Genomic DNA, 19,520 nt, shown 5'->3' with positions numbered 1-19,520 from the left:
TCGCCCTCCTTTAATTTACAGTACATTTACCCTGAACGTCGGCAATAAGCCGCCCTTATGGACGGCTTGATGCGTTAACGACTTCCTTTTTCTTATCTTTTCCTTTGGCGAGACCATTTCCGTTCTTCATCGCAGAAGTATCTGCTTCGTCATGCTCCCCTTCACCCTCAACAGGTGTATCCGGTTCACCTTCCTGTTGTGTATCCACGGTGCCTTCATCACCACCACCGCCTTGTTCAGGCTCCTCCGTTGTTGGAGGCGGCTCTGCACCCTTCTCAGGCTCAATGGTAGGCACAACTACCGTTCCATTCTTGGCATCACTGTAGGACACCAGATACGTATCCAGGAATTGGCCATCCCGGTAGACAGAGACAACACCATCGACGTTTGGAGCCAAAATAAGCGGAATTGTCAGCATTTGGGCAGACTTGATTGTCCGGGTCCCCCATTCCTGACTTTTACCACGAGCATCCTCGAAAGTAATTCGAATTTTGCTGTTCTTACCTTCTTCTTTTGGCGAAACGTTAATGTTATAGGCGTAGTTCAATGCCTCTGGCGGATAACCTGTACTAATGAAAATGGTAATTTTGTCACCAGGATTCACGTCTGCACCGGCTTCTACAGGCCATTGCTGTGTCACTTTGCCTTCATCTACGGTGTAGCTCGACTCTTCCTGAACCTGAGCAAGGATTAAACCGGCGGATTTGAGCATACTCTCTGCCTCACTTCGAGTACGGTTCTTCAAGTCCGGCATTTTTATTGTTTCGGAGCCTTTGCTAACGGTCAGAACAATCTGAACCTCTGCGGGATCGTATTCTACATTCACCCCAGGAGTTTGGGATAGGACCGTTCCCGCAGATTTATCATTCGAAAACTCTTCTTTACGCTGAATCTGATCCTCTTTGATATCCAGTTCGGTGAGTTGTTTGACCGCCTCATCGTATGAAAGGTCTTTGAGATCAATCATCTTCAACAACTCTTTTTCCGCCCCAACACTCAGCTGGACCTCAGAGCCTTCTTTGACCACATCGCCTTCATTTCGGGTCTGGTCAAATACAATACCTGGGTCCACATCCTCCTTGTACTCCCGGATGACATTATCACTGACCACAAGCCCTTGATCCTGCAACATTTGACGAGCCTTTTCCTCGGTTTGGCCAATGACATTGGGCACCTTAACATCAGGCACAACAAGCATGCCTTTCACGTACCATACAACTCCAACCATCGCGATAAGAATAAGCACTGTCAACGAGATCAGCAGCGCTGGCTTCTTCCAGTTCTTTGTTTTGGTTTTGCCCTTGTTGTTATCTTGGTCAGACTCCATCACGGGTACAGCACCTGTGGATGTAACTCCACGTGGCTCCGGCTTGATCGCCGGCATAACACGGGTCTGATCGATATCATCCTCATCCGGAAAATCAATTTTCGTTTCATTACGTCTTTCCGGCATCAGGCAGGTTTCCAGATCCGTCTGCATTTCTTTAGCAGATTGGTAACGCTCCTGCGGATTTTTGCGCATGGATTTAAGAATAACGTTCTCCACGCTTTGCGGGATAAGTGGATTAAATTTGCGAGGTTCATCAAACTCTTCCTGCAAATGCTTCAAAGCAACGCTAATTGGACTCTCTCCCAGGAACGGAAGCTGACCAGTCAGCATTTGATAGAGTACTATACCAAGAGAATATAAGTCCGACTTCTCGCCAGTCACGATGCCTTTGGCATGCTCAGGTGAGAAGTAATGTACGGAACCAACTACTGAGCCGGTCTGTGTAATCGTTGTGGACGTAACCGCACGGGCAATCCCGAAATCCGTTACTTTCACACGGCCATTACGACCAATCAATATATTATGCGGTTTGATATCCCGATGAATGATCTGATTATGATGTGCATGATCGAGAGCATCTGCAATCTGGGAGGCAATTCGAACGGCCTCGTCCACCTGCAGAGGCGCCCGTTCTTTTATAATTTCATTCAGGTTTTTACCTTCAACATATTCCATGACAATATAATGAACATCATCTTCCTGTCCGACATCATAAACACTAACTACGTTAGGATGTGACAGCGAAGCTGCGGATTGTGCTTCTCTGCGGAAACGGCGGATAAACTCTTCGTCATGCACAAATTGCTGCCGTAACACTTTGATGGCAACGTTCCGGTTGAGCAACAGGTCCTGGGCCTTATACACAAGAGCCATGCCGCCACCGCCGACACGCTCGATCACTTCATAGCGTCCGCCTAGCTGGTGCCCAATCATGACTCACACCCCGTTTCCGATATCACGGAACCTTCCTTTTGCAGTTCGAATAATGCCACCGTAATATTGTCATCTCCTCCAGCAAGCAAAGCCAGCTGAAGCAGGCGATCCGCACGATCTTCCAATGCCAGTTCCAGATTACCTGCGACCTGAATGATCTGCTCATTGCTGACCAGATTACTAAGCCCATCACTGCACAGGAGAAGAACTTCGCCTTCTTCCAGCTTGACGGTATCCAGATCCACCTTCACTTCAGCATCTGTCCCAAGAGCACGTGTCAGCACATTTCGACGCGGATGATGAGAGACATCTTCTTTGCTGATCTGACCATTTTTGAACAATTCATTGACCAGTGTATGGTCCTCGGTCAACTGGATCACATGTTTGTTTGCAATTTTGTATGCTCTGCTATCACCGATGTGACCAATAACGCCTTCCGTATCATTTAATAACGCCGCAACCACGGTGGTTCCCATGTTGTGGTAATTATCATCCGAGGAGGCAGTACGGAAGATCACTTCGTTGGCATGCAAAATAGCATCGCTCAATGCGGCTGACAAAGACGCATGTGAAAGACCCGGCTCAAGCGTTCCCAGATCCTGCACCAACGTCTCTACCGCCAGACGGCTTGCCGTATCTCCTGCAAGATGTCCGCCCATACCATCGGCAACAATACCCAGAATATAACCTGTATCGAGATTTCTAATCCAGGATGAATCTTCATTCACCGAACGCACCCGTCCGATATGGCTCACATGAACTGTTTTGATCAAAACGTTCTCACCTCAACTCCATATGCTTTGCACGAAGCTGACCGCAAGCGGCAGCAATATCATGTCCCTGTTCACGACGAATGGTTACATTAACACCCTGCTCCGAGAGAATCTTCTGAAAATTGAAAATATCGCTTCTGGATGTTCTTACGTACTTGCGCTCAGGTACATGGTTGACCGGAATCAGGTTCACATGGCACAACATGTTCTTAAGCACGCTTGCCAGTTCTGCCGCATGTTCCGGCTGATCATTCACACCACCGATAAGTGCGTACTCAAACGTAATTCTGCGACCCGTTTTCGCCAAGTAATAACGCAACGACTCCATTACATCCTCAAAAGGAAAACGGCGGTTTACCGGCATCAATTTAGAACGCAATGCATCATTTGGCGCATGGATGGAAATCGCCAGGTTAATCTGTGTATCTTCATCTGCAAACTTGTAAATGTTTGGTACGATTCCACTTGTGGACACCGTGATATGGCGCTGACCAATATTCAGCCCTTTTTCGTGAATCATGATACGCAGGAACGTCATTGTTGCTTCATAGTTCTCAAAAGGTTCACCTGAACCCATGATTACGATGCTGCTGACCCGCTCACCACGTTCGTCCAAAATTTTCTGGGCTTGCACAACCTGAGCGACAATTTCGCCAGCTGTAAGGTTACGTTTCAGTCCACCCAGCGTGGATGCACAGAACGTGCAGCCAATCCGGCAGCCAACCTGTGTTGTTACACAGATGCTGTTACCATAGTTGTGCTTCATAATAACTGTTTCAATCGCATGATCATCGTGCAGACCGAACAGGAATTTCACAGTTCCATCCTTGGATTCAAACTTCGTAATTTCAGTAAGTGTAACGAATTCAAATTGTTCAGTCAGTTTTTCACGCAGCGCTTTGGACAAGTTCGTCATTTCACTGAAATCATTGACACGTTTCACATAAATCCAGTCGAAGATCTGACCACCGCGAAAAGCCGGCTCCCCGTTCTCAACAGCCCACTGTTGCAGCTCCTCCAGGGAATAATCATATATAAAAGGTTTCATTTTGTTGTCAACACCTATTCCTTCTTTTCTTTTCATTCTTCCTATTCTATCACAAAGACCACTTTACATCCATGTATACCCTTGATGCCTGTACTTCATGCATTATAACACCTCAGTGCCTGCATAGCACCCTATCATCACATTTTACTGATGTTGAACACCTTCAGTCTAATCACAAAGAAATCCGCCGAAGTTCCCCTCGGCGGCTATCCTTCAGTGCTCTATTAAACTGTTAATCCGCTATCCTTGTCAACCTGGCAATGAAAAATCCGTCACTGTGAGCGTACTGTGGCAGGATCTGCACACCACCGTTCACAACCTTCCACTCTGCTGTCTCCAGACCAGACCAGGCAGACTCTTCAGCCGCCTTGTATTCCGGATGCCGGTCCAAAAAGTCAGCGACTCTATGCTCGTTCTCCGCAGGCTCGATTGTACACGTACTGTACACCAGAATACCCCCCGGCTTTAATAGCGGTGCAACCCGATCCAGCAGTTCACGTTGCAGATTGGAGATATCGTGGATATCTTCAGCAGTTTTCGTCCATTTGACATCCGGCTTGCGGCGAATAACACCTAGACCAGAACATGGCGCATCCAGCAAAATACGGTCAAATGACGCCTCAGGATAACGCTCATCCAAATCAAGTGCATCTCCTGTTACAGCATCAATACAGCTAAGTCCCAGACGATCTGCCTGATCCATGATCAACTGACGTTTGTGAGCATGTACATCATTGGCCACAATTCGTCCACGGTCCTGCATTTTCTCCGCCATATGGGCTGTCTTTCCGCCAGGAGCTGCACAGCAGTCCAGTACAGTCTGACCATCTTCAGGCCCAACTGCCTCGGCTACAAGCATGGAACTTTCATCCTGAACGGACAGCAAGCCATCCCGATACCAGGACGTAAGTGCCATGTTGCCACCACTGCGTACGAGAATACCGTCCGGACTAAGCCGGGAAGGTTCCACGATAGCACCCGTGCTCTCCATCTCCAGCATTAATTTCTCACGTGTAGTCATTGTCGTGTTCACACGAACACTAACCGCAGGCGGTTCATTATTTGCACGGCAAATCGCTTCCGCTGTCTCTTCGCCATATTGGCTGATCCAGCGTTCGACCATCCACAGCGGGTGTGAATGCTCCAGTGAGATACGTTCAGCTGCAGGCAAATGTTCGGGAATGCGCAGTTCATCACGATTGCGAATCATGTTCCGTAGAACGCCATTCACCATACCGGAGATGCCCTGATGACCTAATTTCTTAGCCAAGTTGACGGCTTCACTCACCACCGCGTGTTCCGGAATACGGTCCAGATATAACATCTGGTACACGCTGATGCGCAGCAGGCTACGAACCCAAGGTTGCAGCTTGGATACACCTTTGGCTACATAGCGTTCCAGAAAATAATCAAGGGTATTCCGTCTTGCGATCGTACCATAGACCAACTCTGTAGCTAGTCCGGCATCTGCCGGACTCAGCTCGGCCTCTTTCAGACGCCGGTTCAGCTCAAGGTTGCTGTAAGCTCCCTCTTGCTCAACGGCGCTGAGTACCTTTACAGCGAGTGCACGAGCAGATGTTTTAGGCCGCTCCGAGCGTGATGTACCGTTGGCCGAAGCTGGGGACGCAGATGCATTTCCTGCTCGACCCGATCTCCCCTGGTTGGGACGTGGTTTATTACCTCCACGCCCGGACGTATTTCCTGCGACTTTATGACCATTTCCTGACGGACGGCCCGGTGTATTTCCGCTCATTGCAGCACCGTTCCTGGTTTCAGAGTGCCACCACGGGCAAAGTCAGCAGCTTGCATCACTTTTTTGCCTGCGGGCTGAACCTCAGTAAGCCAGAGAGAACCGTCACCTGTGCGAACTTCAATGCCATTTCTGCCCAATTGTAATACCGTTCCCGGCTCAGCTTGTCCAGCATCCGAGGAAGAGAGTACATCCGCCTGCTTCGGATTTGCTGCTGCCCAGACCTTGAAGACCTGCTCATCCCACATCGTGAATGCACCCGAGAACGGCACAAGACCGCGAATTTGATTAAACAATTCACGCGACGTGCGATTCCAGTCCATCTTCTCGTCATCCCGAGTCAGATTACGAGCATACGAAGCCTCGGCTTCATCCTGTGGGACAGCCGTTGTTTCGCCTGCTACCAGCCGCGGCATTTCTTCCTGAAGCAATTTGGAGCCTGCTTCGCTGAGCTTTACAAACATGGACCCTGACGTATCTTCATCCGTAATCGCCACTTCCACACGTGAGATCATATCTCCCGTATCCAAGCCTTCCGCCATAAACATCAGTGTAACTCCCGTCACTGGCTCTCCATTAATAATGGAGCGTTGAATCGGGGCACCACCGCGATATTTTGGCAAAAGAGAGCCATGCACGTTCACACATCCACGAACGGGCATATCCAGCACAGCTTTGGGCAGAATCTGCCCAAAAGCCGCAGTCACAATTAGGTCCGGTTTCCATTCAGCCAATTGGGCTACAGCTTCTGGAGCACGCAGTTTCACTGGTTGAAATACAGGCAGGCCGTGGCGTTCTGCCGCAGCCTTGACTGGTGTTGGTGTAAGTACCTTTTTACGGCCCTGTGGTTTATCTGGCTGTGTTACTACCCCAACCACGTTATATCCCTCGGCTATAAGCATATCGAGAGACGGAACTGCAAATTCAGGCGTTCCCATAAAAACAATATTCAAATCAATCACTCCTTAGTTACGACGCGGCCCGGTTTGATCGGCTGCAATTTCGTATACCTTTTCAGCAATATCCGTAAAGAGTACACCATCCAAGTGGTCAATCTCATGTTGGAATGCACGTGACAACAATCCGCTGCCCGTAATAATCAGTTCCTTGCCTTCACGGTCCAGCCCTTTGACTGTAACTGTCTCAAAACGACGCACATCACCGTTAATGCCAGGAATACTCAAGCATCCTTCGGGTCCAAATTGCTCTCCCTCGCTCGAAATAATCTCCGGATTGATCATCTTGATCAGCCCCTGTTCATCTCCGCAATCGATCACAATCAGGCGTTTCAAAATACCAACCTGTGGCGCAGCCAAACCTACGCCTTCTGCGTCATACATCGTATCTGCCATATCATCCAGCAGTTTCTGTACATTGGGTGTAACTTTGGTTACTTCTTTAGCTCTTTTGTGTAGTACCTCATCCGGTTCTTTCACGATAATACGAATAGACATTTTGTAAGCACCTTCCTAATCCTCATCATAATTTCAGGACATCAAGCTCATTTCAAAAATAAGTACTGATTTTCTGCTATGTAGCAGGTATCAAAAACTGATTTTAAGATCGAGCCATCATTCATGTTGTTTTTAATCTATGTTTATACCGCTTGTTTACATCCGCATTTTACTACAAATGCTCACATTAACATTTGCGGGTCTACATCCAGACTAATTTGCAGCTTCTGCGCCTGAACATCGTCGTCCATGCGCCGGGCGGTCGCGAGCGCCAGTCCAATGGCGTCGACATCCCCCCGCCATTTTATCATACATTGGAATCTGTATCTATTCTTGATCCGAGGAATCGGTGATGCTACCGGGCCAAGCACATCAAAGGCATCATTACTGAAACGGTCCAAACTACCTAACCAGCCAGCAGCATTTGCCTTTTCTTTCAGTATTCGTGTGTAGTTCTCAGCCAACCGGATCAGTACCGGAAGCTGCTCATGTGAGAAAGTCACCAAAATCAGGCGACAGTAAGGCGGATACTGCAAATTGCGCCGATGCAATAATTCCTCACGGACAAACGAAACATAGTCATGCTGGCTCGCATGCCCAATCGAATAGTGCTCTGGTGTATAGGACTGTACGAATACCTCGCCTGGCAGTTGATGTCGACCAGCACGGCCGGCCACCTGGGTGAGCAGCTGAAATGTTTTTTCGGCAGCCCTGAAATCAGGCAAATTGAGTGCGGAGTCTGCGGTGATGACACCAACCAGAGTGACATCAGGAAAATCAAGCCCTTTGGCAACCATCTGGGTTCCCAGCAATACGTCTGCCTTTTTCTCACGAAACTGCTTCAATAACTTCTCATGCGAACCTTTTTCGCTCGTTGTATCCACGTCCATCCTAATAACACGAATACCCGGAAACAGCTTAGCCAATTCTTCCTCTACCCGCTGTGTACCTGTACCGAAATATCGAATATGCTCACTACCGCAATCCGGACACACTTCTGGTGCTGCTTCCGCATAACCACAATAATGACAACGAAGATTGTTTGAGCGCTGATGATAGGTTAATGAAATATCACACTCGGGACAGCCTGCAACGTATCCACAACTGCGGCACATCACAAAGGTAGAATAGCCACGTCGATTCAGCAAAAGCACGGTCTGTTCCCCACGCTCCAACCGCTCTTCCAGCCCTTTATGCAAGGCACGGCTGAACATCGAGCGATTTCCGTCCTTCAACTCTTCACGCATATCAACAATTCGTACCTCTGGCAGCTTATTTCCAAGTGCGCGGGTAGGCATCTCCAACAAAAGTGGTGCAAAATCATCATTGCTCTGCGAACGAGCAGCATAGTAACTTTCCAGCGAAGGTGTCGCTGAACCCAGGACAACGACCGCCTGGTGCTGCTGTGCTCTTTTTACCGCTACATCACGGGCATGATATTTCGGGGTTTCTTCCTGTTTATATGAAGTCTCGTGCTCCTCGTCCATAATGATCAGACCAAGACGACTAAACGGAGCAAAGACTGCTGAACGGGCGCCAATGGCAACTTTCACCTGGCCTTCCCTAATTTTGCGCCACTCATCATAACGCTCTCCACCAGACAAACGACTGTGCATCACAGCAACCTGATCACCAAAACGTCCTTTAAAACGCTCTACCATCTGCGGTGTCAATGCAATCTCGGGTACAAGTACAATTGCCTGCCGATCCTGTTCAATACAGCGCTGAATGGTCTGGAGGTATACTTCCGTCTTGCCACTGCCTGTTACACCATGAAGCAAAAAGACGCCATGGCGCCTTTCCTGTAATCGACCATTGATATTGTTATAGACTAGCTGCTGCTCGTCGGTCAGATTCAGTGGCTCGGTCGCACGAAACTTACGTCCCTGATAAGGGTCACGAAAGACTTCGACGTCCTCCGTCACAACTAACCCCTTCTCCTCAAGCCCTTTGACTGTAGCCGCTGATACCTGAAGTGTGGACAACAATTCTTTCATCGCCATCGGCAACAGTTCTTTCATTTCCAGCAAGAAAGCCAAAACTTCTTTCTGCCGTTGCGCCTTTGCCGGGAATGAAGTCAATGCCTCTTCCGCAGCCGCTGCATCCACAGCTAGATTAATGGATTTCATCGTTTTTTTATTCAGCTTGTCCTTAATTGCCTGACTTTCCAGCAGGACACCACTGAGCAACAACTTCTTGATCAGCGCAGCATGATTGGGGTATTTACGACTCAATTGTTGCAGGGGAACCTGCCCACGACTCTTCACAAAACGAATAATATCTTGCTGCACTTTTTCTGAAGTCGATTCTTCTCCCCATACAAAAAGAACTTCTTCGCCTGACGCAGAACCTGCCATTTGTCCATCCAGGGCATCTCCAAGTGAGATATACCGTTCTGCTTTCCCTTTCAGCGCAGTCGGTACCATCACCTGCAAAGACAAAATACGGTTGCTGGCATAACGTTCACTCATCCACTCGGCTAATTCAACCAAATCTTCAGACAACGGTGGAACGATATCCAGCAATTCCTGAATCGGTTTGAGTTTGAAAGTCTCCGTTCCCGTGCGAGGTACCAGATCAATCACGAATCCCTGCACCGTCCGATGACCAAAAGGTACACCTACCCTGCTGCCAATCTCAATCCATTCACGCATGGATTCCGGCACCAGATAATCAAACGGCCGGTCCGTTTCCTTCACAGGAACATCGACAATAACCTTGGCGATCTCCATATTAATTCCTCCCGGCAATGCGCTCCGCCGCAATCGAAAGCAACCGGCGGGCCACCTCTTCCTTGGCCACCACCTGAAGCTCTTCCACCAAACCTTCACGGTCATAGATGTGCACCGCGTTGGTATCTGTTCCAAATCCAGCACCCGTCTGGGTGACATCATTGGCTACGATCAGATCACAGTTTTTCCGTTCCAGTTTCTCACGTGCATACATTTCTAATGAATTTGTCTCCGCAGCAAAACCAATCAAAAATTGATGGCTCTTCTGCTTGCCCAGCGTTTCAAGAATATCTATATTTTTAATAAGTTCAAGCGATAATGTATCGCCTTTCTTCTTGATTTTCTCCGTGTACACTTCCTTGGGGCGATAATCCGCAACAGCCGCGGCCTTAACCACGATATCTGCATCATCCCACTCACCTGCTACCGCATCATACATATCCTGCGCAGACTGTACCGGGATCACCTTTACATTGGCTGGCGGCTGAACCTGGGTATTCCCCATAACCAAAGTCACATCTGCCCCCAGATCACGCGCTGTCGCTGCAATGGCAAAACCCATTTTTCCAGAGGAATCATTGGTAATATATCTCACCGGATCAATGCGTTCAATGGTACCTCCTGCAGTGACCACAACCTTCTTCCCGCTCAACAAGGAAAGCTGTTCGTTACGTTCCCGTTTGGCAGACTCCTGCTGTTCAAAAAATCGTTCCACCACATCGACAATTGTCTCTGGTTCTTCCAAACGTCCTTTGCCCACATACCCGCACGCCAGCTGACCTTCACCCGGTTCAATCATCATAGTTCCGCGCTCCGTTAACAGGCACATATTATGCTGCACAGCCGGATGATCATACATATGTACATTCATCGCTGGCGCAATCATCACTGGTGCAGTGGTTGCAAGCAAGGTTGTAGAGAGCATATCATCAGCCATCCCATGTGCCATTTTGGCAATCACATTGGCTGTTGCCGGAGCAACCAAAACAAGATCGGCCATATCAGCCAGATGGATATGCGAGACGACCGAAGGCTCCCGCTCATCAAATGTATCACTATATACCACATTTCGGGTCAAGGTTTGCAGCGTTAATTCGGTAATAAACTGTTTCGCGGAATTCGTCATAATGACATGAACGTCCGCTCCTTTTTGCACCAGCCTGCTGCATAATGTAGCCGCTTTGTATGCGGCTATGCCGCCAGTCACACCAAGCACGATTTTTTTACCGTTCAACATGGTTATCCCCCCGATATACGACGTTTATAATGATGAATAGAGAAAAAAATAACAACCTCGCGGTTGTCAAATAAATCCGGCTTGCGCCGTATGCAGTTGAAGAGCAGCCGCAGGCGGCTTACTCTTCTTCCTCTTCGTCCTGTCCTTTGATGACAACGAGCAGATCACCATAAATTTCTTCAAGTGCAACGCCAACCTGTTTATGGGATCTGGCATTTCTCAAATCCGTTTTCTCACCTTCACGAAGCTGTCTTGCCCGGCGGGAAGCGGCAACAACAAGGGAATACTTGCTGTCGACTTTGTTCATCATTTCATCAATAGAAGGATACAGCATATTTACAAAACACCTCTTTGCATTAGTATAATCACAATTCGCCGCCTGACGGAATCATGGTGCACCGCTGGATACACTAACCAGACTGGAGCTGCTCTACATATATACTATGACAGCAGCTCAACTGATTATCGCATTTTACGGCGGCAAATGGATTATTTATTGATCTTACAATGTTCGGCGATAATGATGCTTTCTATTCGTTTACACGCCAAATCAATTTCATCATTAACGACAGCGTAATCGTACTGCTCCAGCAGACTGATCTCATCTACCGCGACGGACATCCGATGATCAATCGTCGCCTGACTTTCCGTACCACGGCCCTGAATGCGATCTTTAAGCTCGTCCAATGAAGGAGGCAACAGAAATACAAAGATCCCTTCCGGGAACTTTTCTTTCACTTTCAACGCGCCTTGAACTTCAATCTCAAGAATGATGTCCCGGCCCTCGTTAATCGTTTTCTCCACAAAATCACGCGGTGTTCCGTAATAATTCCCTACATATTCTGCGTGTTCCAACAATTGATCTTCAGCAATCATGTTCAGGAATTCTTCATGGCTTCTAAAGAAATAATTGACGCCATGTTCCTCACCCAGACGTGGCTGACGAGTCGTTGCCGATACAGAATAAATCAATTCCGGCACCCGTTTGCGCAAAGCGCTGCATACTGTACCCTTCCCGACCCCTGATGGGCCGGACAACACTACCAGTAATCCCTTAGACATATTACACTCCATTTTATTCGTCGTTGTCATCATCTTTCGAAGAAAGACGATGGGCGACCGTTTCTGGCTGAACCGCAGACAGGATGACATGATCGCTATCCGTAATAATCACGGCGCGAGTACGTCTTCCGTACGTTGCGTCTATCAGCATATGACGGTCTCTTGCCTCTTGTATAATTCTCTTGATCGGCGCCGATTCCGGACTCACGATGGATATAATCCGGTTCGCCGATACGATGTTACCGAATCCAATGTTAATGAGTTTGATTGCCATAATCAGGTTCTTCCCCCTATACATGCGACTCTTTTGCCGAAATATGACCGTTCATTCGATATTCGCCGCTTGCTCACGAATTTTCTCCAGTTCCGCCTTCATCTCGACAACACGGTTCACCAGAGCCAAATGGTTGGCTTTTGATCCAATCGTATTGACTTCCCTATTCATCTCCTGAATAAGAAAGTCCAACTTGCGGCCTACTGGCTCATCACTTTTCAGCAGTTCCCTGCTCTGTCCAAAGTGACTCAGTAGACGCGTAAGCTCTTCCTCTATGTTAGAACGATCGGCAAACATAGCAATTTCCATACCCAACTTATGCTCGTCAAAAGGGAAAGAGCCTTCTTCCTGCATTTCCGTAAGCCTTTGTCTTAACTTGTTGCGATGATCACTCACCACAGTCGGCGCAAGAGCAAGCATCTCGGTATGCAGTGATTCCAGACGACTGACACGTCGTTCCAGATCACTGGCCAGATGAAGACCCTCGCGGGCGCGCATCTGCTCCAGACCGGATAAAGCCTCTTCCAACCCCTGCTGCAGGACACGCTCCCATTCGTCTTTCTGCTCTTCCGGAAGCGAACTCGTCCCATCCGAATGAACCATGACATCTGGAAGTGCCAGCATATCCATAATACTCGGTTTGCCCTGCATACCATAGCGGCTCTCCAATTGCTCTGCGGCCTGAAGATAGGCCCTGACCGCCTGCTCATTCAGAACAGCGGGAAGAGCCTGGTCTTCATCTTTTTCTTTCATTACATAAACATCAATCCGCCCACGTTTTAAGCGGCTCTGTACCTTTTTCCTCAATCCGTCTTCATAACACGTCCATTCTCTTGGGAGACGCATCATCACTTCGCAATAACGATGATTGACAGACTTGATTTCCAATTGTACCTTATAGCCTCCAAAATGAAAGGCGGATTGACCGTATCCGGTCATACTGAATGACATCGGCATCACATCCGTTACACTATTGTAATTGATTATTAGGGTTGAAACAAGTAGGACATTGATGCTCCGACTTCTCCCACACATATTGGGTCAGTTCGGCCGTCATACTATAGAACATAAATGGAGTCATTAAATAGATTCCTTTGAAATGTTTTGTTGCTACATCCAGAAGCTCCTTGGCGATCTTCACACCCATCGCTCGACCTTCTTCGCCTTCAAGACCAGCCATCCGGGAACGCACTTCATCCGACAGCTGAATACCCGGAACCTCATTATGCAGATATTCGGCATTTCGTCCGCTGGCTAAGGGCATTACCCCTACAAAGATCGGCACTTCCAGATGCTTGGTCGCTTCATGCATGGCTACGATTAGTTCAGGATCGTATATCGGCTGCGTCATAATATAATCGGCTCCGGAAGCAATCTTTTTCTCAAGCCGCTGTACAGCCTTATCCAGATGTTTCACATTCGGGTTAAATGCGGCACCGATAACAAATCCCGCCTTCTGCTTGAGCGGTTTACCGGAGAAGGATACGCCGTCGTTCAACTGCTTGATCATACGTATAATTTCAAAAGAAGTTAGATCATATACCGAGCTTGATCCGGGCAAGTCTCCAAATCGTGCAGGGTCACCTGTTACAGCGAGTACATGATTAATGCCTAGAGCATCAAATCCCATCATGTGCGATTGTGTCCCGATCAGATTCCGGTCACGACATGCAATATGCACCAGTGGGCGCAAACCTGTACGATCCTGAACAAGATGGCCGAGAGCCATATTACTCATCCGGGTAACCGCTAGGGAATTATCAGCCAATGTTAACGCATCAGCACCAGCAGCTTTCAATGTCTCGGCACCTTTCATAAACTTTGCAATGTCGAGATCACGTGGTGGGTCAAGTTCGACGATGACCGTATGGCGTTGTTTGACTAGATCCACAATCGTAGGCTGCCCACCCCGTCCAGACCGTTCATCTACATTCTCATGCAGGATAATACGCGGTTTCGACTCGGATGGGTCAGGTTCCAGTATTGGAACAGGTGTGTACTCAACAAGAGCCTGGGCAATTGCCGCGATATGATCAGGTGTCGTACCACAGCAACCTCCGATGATACGTGCACCCAGATCAGCGAATTGCACTGCCGTCTGTCCGAAGTATTCCGGGGACGCTCCATAACGGAACTGACCATCGACGTAATCCGCTGCACCCGCATTCGGATAAACAGACATTGGGACACCGATACGGCCTGATACCGTCTCCATCGCCCGCATAATTCCGTTTGGACCGGAACGGCAGTTAAAACCAATGACGTCTGCCCCTTGCTCACGCATGATTCGGAAAGCTTCTGGCATCGTATATCCATCCAGTGTGTGCCCTACATCCTCAACAGCGAACTGTCCAATCACGGGCAGATCACTCAGCTTGCGAGCCTGCAGGAGGGCGATATCCATCTCCTCGATATCATAGAAGGTTTCGAGCAGAATACCGTCGACTCCTTCATCGAGCAGTGCAAAAATCTGTTGCTGATAGAAACGCTTCAATTCACTTGTTGATACGTTCGTCCGCTTTCCTCCACGAATGGAGCCAACCGCGCCAAGAACATAACCGTTTGCGCCAGCTACTTCTTTGGCGATACGCACACCGGCACGGTTGACATCCTCGACCTTGGACTCCAGACCAAACTTGGACAACTTATCGTAATTGGCAGAGTACGTATTGGTTTCATGAATTTCCGTACCTGCATCGCGGTAACGACGATGCACATCTGCCACCACTTCAGGTGATATCAAGTTCAACTCTTCATAAGAAATCCCTACCGGGAATCCCATCTGATACAGGAAAGTTCCCATCGCCCCATCCCCTATGAGGACCCGTTCCTGCATTACACTGCGTAAATCCGCCTTCATCCCTTTTCCCCCCGCCTGACTGATCATTTCATACTAATGTACCACAAAAAACATCTGAAAACGAAGAAAAACACAGGTTTTTCGTGAAATTCAGTTTCTATAACCCTCTGGACTAGTAGGAATTCATATAACTGCAAAAAAAGAGGCCCTAAGGCCTCCTCATTTAAACGTATTTTTTACGAAGTGACTCCCTTGAAAACAACTTCAGCAGGTCCGGTCATGTACACGTGGTTGTCGGCTTCGTTCCACTCAATATGAAGATCGCCACCCTTGAGGCTGATCACCGCTGTGCGATCCGTATGTCCGTTCAGAACGGATGATACTAGTGTTGCGCATGCTCCGGTTCCACAGGCAAGTGTTGGTCCAGCACCGCGTTCCCACACACGCATGTCCACATAGCCGCGATCGCGAACCGTTGCGAACTCTACATTGATTTTTTTCGGGAACATGGGATGAACCTCAAGTAGTGGCCCCCATGTCGAGAGATCAAAATTCACAGCATCATCCACATAAATGACTGCATGAGGATTACCCATGGAGACTGCCGTAAATTTGAACTCCTGTCCATTTGCTTCGATGGAATGATCCACCACCGGATTGGCATCCACGGTGGTTGGAACCTGAAGTCCATTCAGGATAGGCTCTCCCATATCCACACGAACGGTTTCCACTTTACCATCACGAATGTTCAAGCTTACTGGTTGTACACCCGCACCGATGGTTTCTATCGTAATCTGTTCTTGGGTCACATGGCCGTGATCATATACATATTTTGATACACAGCGTATGGCATTGCCACATTGCTCTGCTTCCGAGCCGTCCGAGTTCATGATGCGCATCTGAAAATCCGCCTTCTCTGAAGGCAGTATATAAACCAGGCCATCGGCGCCGATGCCGAAGAAACGGTTGCACCATTTTACAGCCAATTCTGCGGCATCAGCCGGAAGCTGTTGTTCTCCAAACACAACAATAAAATCGTTGCCGAGTCCGTGCATTTTTGTAAATTCCATAACCTTGCCCACTCCTTTTGGCAGTCTGCTGCCAAAGCGTTATTCTTGCTTCTCTCTACAGGATACCCTGGATATTCATATCCAACATTCCCAATAAAAAAAGCTATCCTGCAAAATGCCGAGGAATCTCGCCTCGAATCATTTTGAGGATAGCATAACGAAAACGATAAGCAATTGCTATTGATTTTATGCCGAAAACTTTGTACTTTTCGGTACGAAGCGCCCAGGGCCCATGCGGCGACGGTTGCGACGACCTCCCCACACACTGCCCACTCCCATAAGGAAGGTTGGAATACCTGCGGCAACGATGGAAATGGCCCATTCACGCATACCCAGGGGTACGGTTTTGAAGATAGGCTGCAACGGCTCTACATACATGACCGCCAGCATTAGCACGATAGATGAAATGACTGCAAACACCAAATATTTATTCTGCAATGGATTCCGGTGGAAAATGGAACGGGAACTACGGCAGTCAAATACATGAATGAGCTGTGCCAAAACGAGCGTAGCAAAGGCAACAGATTGAGCTTTAATGAGCTGACCTGGTTGATCTGGCGCCGCCTGTAGGGTAAGCCAGAAGGCCCCAAGTGTACAAAGCCCGATCAAAACACCCCGACTGACAATTTTCCAGCCCAGTCGTCTGGCAAAAATATTTTCTTTGGAACCACGAGGCTTATGTTCCATCAGATCTTTTTCCGGCTGATCCACACCGAGCGCCATTGCTGGCAATCCATCCGTCACCAGGTTGACCCACAGAATCTGGATCGGCACGAGTGGCAAAGGTAATCCCATCATCATCGCGAAAAACATCGTTAAAATCTCGCCAACATTGGATGCCAGCAAATACCGGATAAACTTGCGGATGTTCTCATAAATATTACGTCCTTCTTCAATTGCAGCTACTATAGTAGAGAAATTATCGTCACTCAGAATTAACGCCGATGCTTCCTTCGTCACATCCGTGCCGGTAATTCCCATCGCAATACCGATGTCTGCTGCTTTAATGGCTGGTGCGTCGTTCACGCCATCTCCAGTCATCGCTACGACATGTCCTTTGCGCTGCAATGATTTTACAATCCGCAGTTTGTGCTCAGGTGATACTCGTGAGAACACGTAAATGCCCTCCACCTGTTTATCCAGTTGCTCGTCCGTCATGCCCGCCAATTGCTGGCCGCTAAGTGAAGCCCCACCTCGTGGAAGGATACCCAACTGCTGGGCGATAGCCTCTGCGGTTGTGCCATGATCACCGGTAATCATAACGGTACGTATGCCTGCTCTGCGACAAGTCGCAATTGCATCCCGTGCCTCACGCCGCGGTGGATCAATCATGCCTGCAAGCCCGACAAAGACGAGTTGGCTCTCGGCAGCATGTTCATTCTCTACTTTTTCATCTGGCCGTACATCGCGGTAAGCCATCCCGAGAACCCGCAGTGCAGAACCCGCCATATTCTCGTTCGCCGCCATGACTTTCTGCCGCAGCGTTCCTGTGAAAGGTACAACATTGCCTTCCCACAAAATGTAACTGCATTGCCCAATCAGCACATCCGGTGCACCTTTAGTGTAGATCGTGCGCCCACCCTGATGATGAACCAGAACGGACATCCGCTTCCGATCAGAATCGAACGGAAATTCCTGCTCACGTGCATATAACTCTTTGAGACCAGCTGGGGTAAGCCCCATTTTGGAGGCCAGTGTTACGAGTGCCCCTTCCGTAGGGTCGCCTTTCAGCTCCCATACCACGCTGTCTTCCTTGACCGTTTCATTAACATGATCTTTCTTTGTACTTTTCTTCGCTTCTTTCTTACTATCCTTATTTGTCTCTTTGCCTTTCTTTTTATTCCGCATCTCATCTGCAACACTCTCGATAATACTGGCATTGTTACATAGTGCGCTGATCTGAAGCATTCTCCGCAATGTCTGGTCACTCTTCAGTTCCAAGGTACGACCATTCTCCAGCATCTGTCCTTCCGGTGCATAACCATCCCCGGTGACCTTGATGCTGCGTCCCTCCAGCCACACGTCCGTAACCGTCATCTTGTTCTGGGTCAACGTGCCCGTTTTATCCGAACAGATGACCGAGGCACAACCAAGGGTTTCGACGGAAGGAAGCTTGCGCACAATCGCTTTTCGCTTGATCATACGCTGTACACCCAGGGCAAGCGCAATCGTTACAATCGCTGGTAAACCCTCTGGTATGGCGGCAACTGCAAGACTGACCCCTGCCAGAAACATGCCTACTGCCGGTTGTCCATGCAGAATTCCTGCAACAACAACCATGACTGTTAATCCGAGCGCCACAAAAATCAAAATTTTACCCAGCTGTTCCAGCCTGTGTTGCAGCGGTGTTTCCTGTTCCTCCGTATTCTGGATCAGGTCGGCGATTTTGCCCATCTCGGTATCCATGCCTGTCCGGATCACAACGCCCTTGGCTGTACCGCGAGTGACCATCGTCCCCATGAATCCAATGTTCTTCTGATCTCCTAGCGGTACGTCATCCGCTGCTATGGGACGGCAATGTTTGCTTACAGGAACTGATTCACCAGTGAGCGCAGATTCCTCCACATCGAGGCTATTTGTGGACAGCCAGCGCACATCGGCAGGAATACGATCACCACTCTCCACAAGCACGATATCCCCTGGCACCAGAAGTTTGGCTGCAAGATGAGCTTCCTGACCCGACCTTAACACTTTGGCCAGTGGAGCCGACAATTGTTTCAATGCACGAAGGGAACGCTCCGCCCGGAATTCTTGTACGAATCCAAGAATGGCATTAAGGACGATGATGGCAACAATCGTTACAGCATCCAAGTATTCTCCAAGCAATCCGGACACCAGTGTGGCCCCCATCAACACCAGAACCATGAAGTCCTTAAATTGATTAAGCAATAATGTAATTGGAGATATGCGCTTTCCTTCGCTCAGCTCATTCGAACCGGCGGCCTTCCTCTTTTCTGTTGCAGTTTCTTCGGTTAACCCTTCCTCAAGACTGACGCCAAGAGTGTTACGAAGCTCTTCAACGCTTAGTTGGTGCCACTTGGTATGTTCCATGCTTCA

15 protein-coding genes are annotated in these 19,520 nt (G+C 48.6%); all 15 read right to left on the bottom strand.

Annotated features, from left to right (window positions below):
* Positions 1 to 55: 55 nt before the first annotated feature.
* Positions 56 to 2,263, bottom strand: a complete 2,208-nt coding sequence (gene pknB / locus MHB84_RS22765) for a Stk1 family PASTA domain-containing Ser/Thr kinase (protein WP_076288234.1) — start codon at positions 2,261 to 2,263, stop codon at positions 56 to 58.
* Positions 2,260 to 3,036, bottom strand: coding sequence for a Stp1/IreP family PP2C-type Ser/Thr phosphatase (locus MHB84_RS22760; RefSeq protein ID WP_063565604.1), 777 nt, complete (start codon positions 3,034 to 3,036; stop codon positions 2,260 to 2,262). The genes pknB and MHB84_RS22760 overlap by 4 nt, the downstream gene beginning before the upstream one ends.
* 7 nt (positions 3,037 to 3,043) lie before the next feature.
* On the bottom strand, positions 3,044 to 4,084 hold the full coding sequence (gene rlmN, locus MHB84_RS22755; protein ID WP_063565754.1) for a 23S rRNA (adenine(2503)-C(2))-methyltransferase RlmN: 1,041 nt from the start codon (positions 4,082 to 4,084) through the stop codon (positions 3,044 to 3,046).
* Between the two features lie 232 nt (positions 4,085 to 4,316).
* Positions 4,317 to 5,837, bottom strand: a complete 1,521-nt coding sequence (rsmB, locus tag MHB84_RS22750; RefSeq protein WP_076288233.1) for a 16S rRNA (cytosine(967)-C(5))-methyltransferase RsmB — start codon at positions 5,835 to 5,837, stop codon at positions 4,317 to 4,319.
* Complete coding sequence (gene fmt, locus MHB84_RS22745; protein ID WP_076288232.1) at positions 5,834 to 6,787, bottom strand: methionyl-tRNA formyltransferase; 954 nt, start codon at positions 6,785 to 6,787, stop codon at positions 5,834 to 5,836. Before fmt ends, rsmB begins: the two co-directional genes overlap by 4 nt.
* A gap of 12 nt (positions 6,788 to 6,799) precedes the next feature.
* A complete protein-coding gene (gene def, locus MHB84_RS22740) occupies positions 6,800 to 7,288 on the bottom strand; it encodes a peptide deformylase (protein WP_024631117.1) in 489 nt (162 codons plus the stop codon).
* A 182-nt stretch (positions 7,289 to 7,470) separates the two neighbouring features.
* Complete coding sequence (gene priA / locus MHB84_RS22735; protein WP_076288231.1) at positions 7,471 to 10,020, bottom strand: primosomal protein N'; 2,550 nt, start codon at positions 10,018 to 10,020, stop codon at positions 7,471 to 7,473.
* 1 nt (position 10,021) lies between these two features.
* Complete coding sequence (coaBC, locus tag MHB84_RS22730) at positions 10,022 to 11,257, bottom strand: bifunctional phosphopantothenoylcysteine decarboxylase/phosphopantothenate--cysteine ligase CoaBC (protein ID WP_076288230.1); 1,236 nt, start codon at positions 11,255 to 11,257, stop codon at positions 10,022 to 10,024.
* Between the two features lie 118 nt (positions 11,258 to 11,375).
* Positions 11,376 to 11,591 (bottom strand): DNA-directed RNA polymerase subunit omega, encoded by a 216-nt coding sequence (gene rpoZ, locus MHB84_RS22725; RefSeq protein WP_024631120.1) that lies wholly within the window; start codon positions 11,589 to 11,591, stop codon positions 11,376 to 11,378.
* Positions 11,592 to 11,746: 155 nt separating this feature from the next.
* The gene (gmk, locus tag MHB84_RS22720) at positions 11,747 to 12,319 is read right to left on the bottom strand and encodes a guanylate kinase (RefSeq protein ID WP_024631121.1); all 573 of its coding nucleotides are present in this window, start codon (positions 12,317 to 12,319) and stop codon (positions 11,747 to 11,749) included.
* Positions 12,320 to 12,332: 13 nt separating this feature from the next.
* Positions 12,333 to 12,593: an extracellular matrix/biofilm regulator RemA gene (gene remA, locus MHB84_RS22715; RefSeq protein WP_006209218.1), complete on the bottom strand. Its 261-nt coding sequence runs from the start codon at positions 12,591 to 12,593 to the stop codon at positions 12,333 to 12,335.
* A 51-nt stretch (positions 12,594 to 12,644) separates the two neighbouring features.
* Positions 12,645 to 13,544, bottom strand: coding sequence for a YicC/YloC family endoribonuclease (locus MHB84_RS22710; RefSeq protein WP_076288229.1), 900 nt, complete (start codon positions 13,542 to 13,544; stop codon positions 12,645 to 12,647).
* A gap of 19 nt (positions 13,545 to 13,563) precedes the next feature.
* Positions 13,564 to 15,453 carry a bifunctional homocysteine S-methyltransferase/methylenetetrahydrofolate reductase gene (locus tag MHB84_RS22705; RefSeq protein WP_076288228.1) on the bottom strand — a complete coding sequence of 630 codons (1,890 nt, stop codon included), beginning with the start codon at positions 15,451 to 15,453 and terminating at the stop codon, positions 13,564 to 13,566.
* 176 nt (positions 15,454 to 15,629) lie between these two features.
* Entirely contained in the window at positions 15,630 to 16,463 is an 834-nt protein-coding gene (gene dapF / locus MHB84_RS22700; protein WP_076288227.1) for a diaminopimelate epimerase, read from the bottom strand.
* A 186-nt stretch (positions 16,464 to 16,649) separates the two neighbouring features.
* Complete coding sequence (locus MHB84_RS22695) at positions 16,650 to 19,514, bottom strand: calcium-translocating P-type ATPase, SERCA-type (protein WP_076288226.1); 2,865 nt, start codon at positions 19,512 to 19,514, stop codon at positions 16,650 to 16,652.
* Positions 19,515 to 19,520: the final 6 nt, after the last annotated feature.

Source organism: Paenibacillus sp. FSL F4-0087, from assembly GCF_038020215.1.
Taxonomy (GTDB): domain Bacteria; phylum Bacillota; class Bacilli; order Paenibacillales; family Paenibacillaceae; genus Paenibacillus; species Paenibacillus taichungensis.
This window is presented reverse-complemented; position numbering and strand designations above follow the sequence as displayed.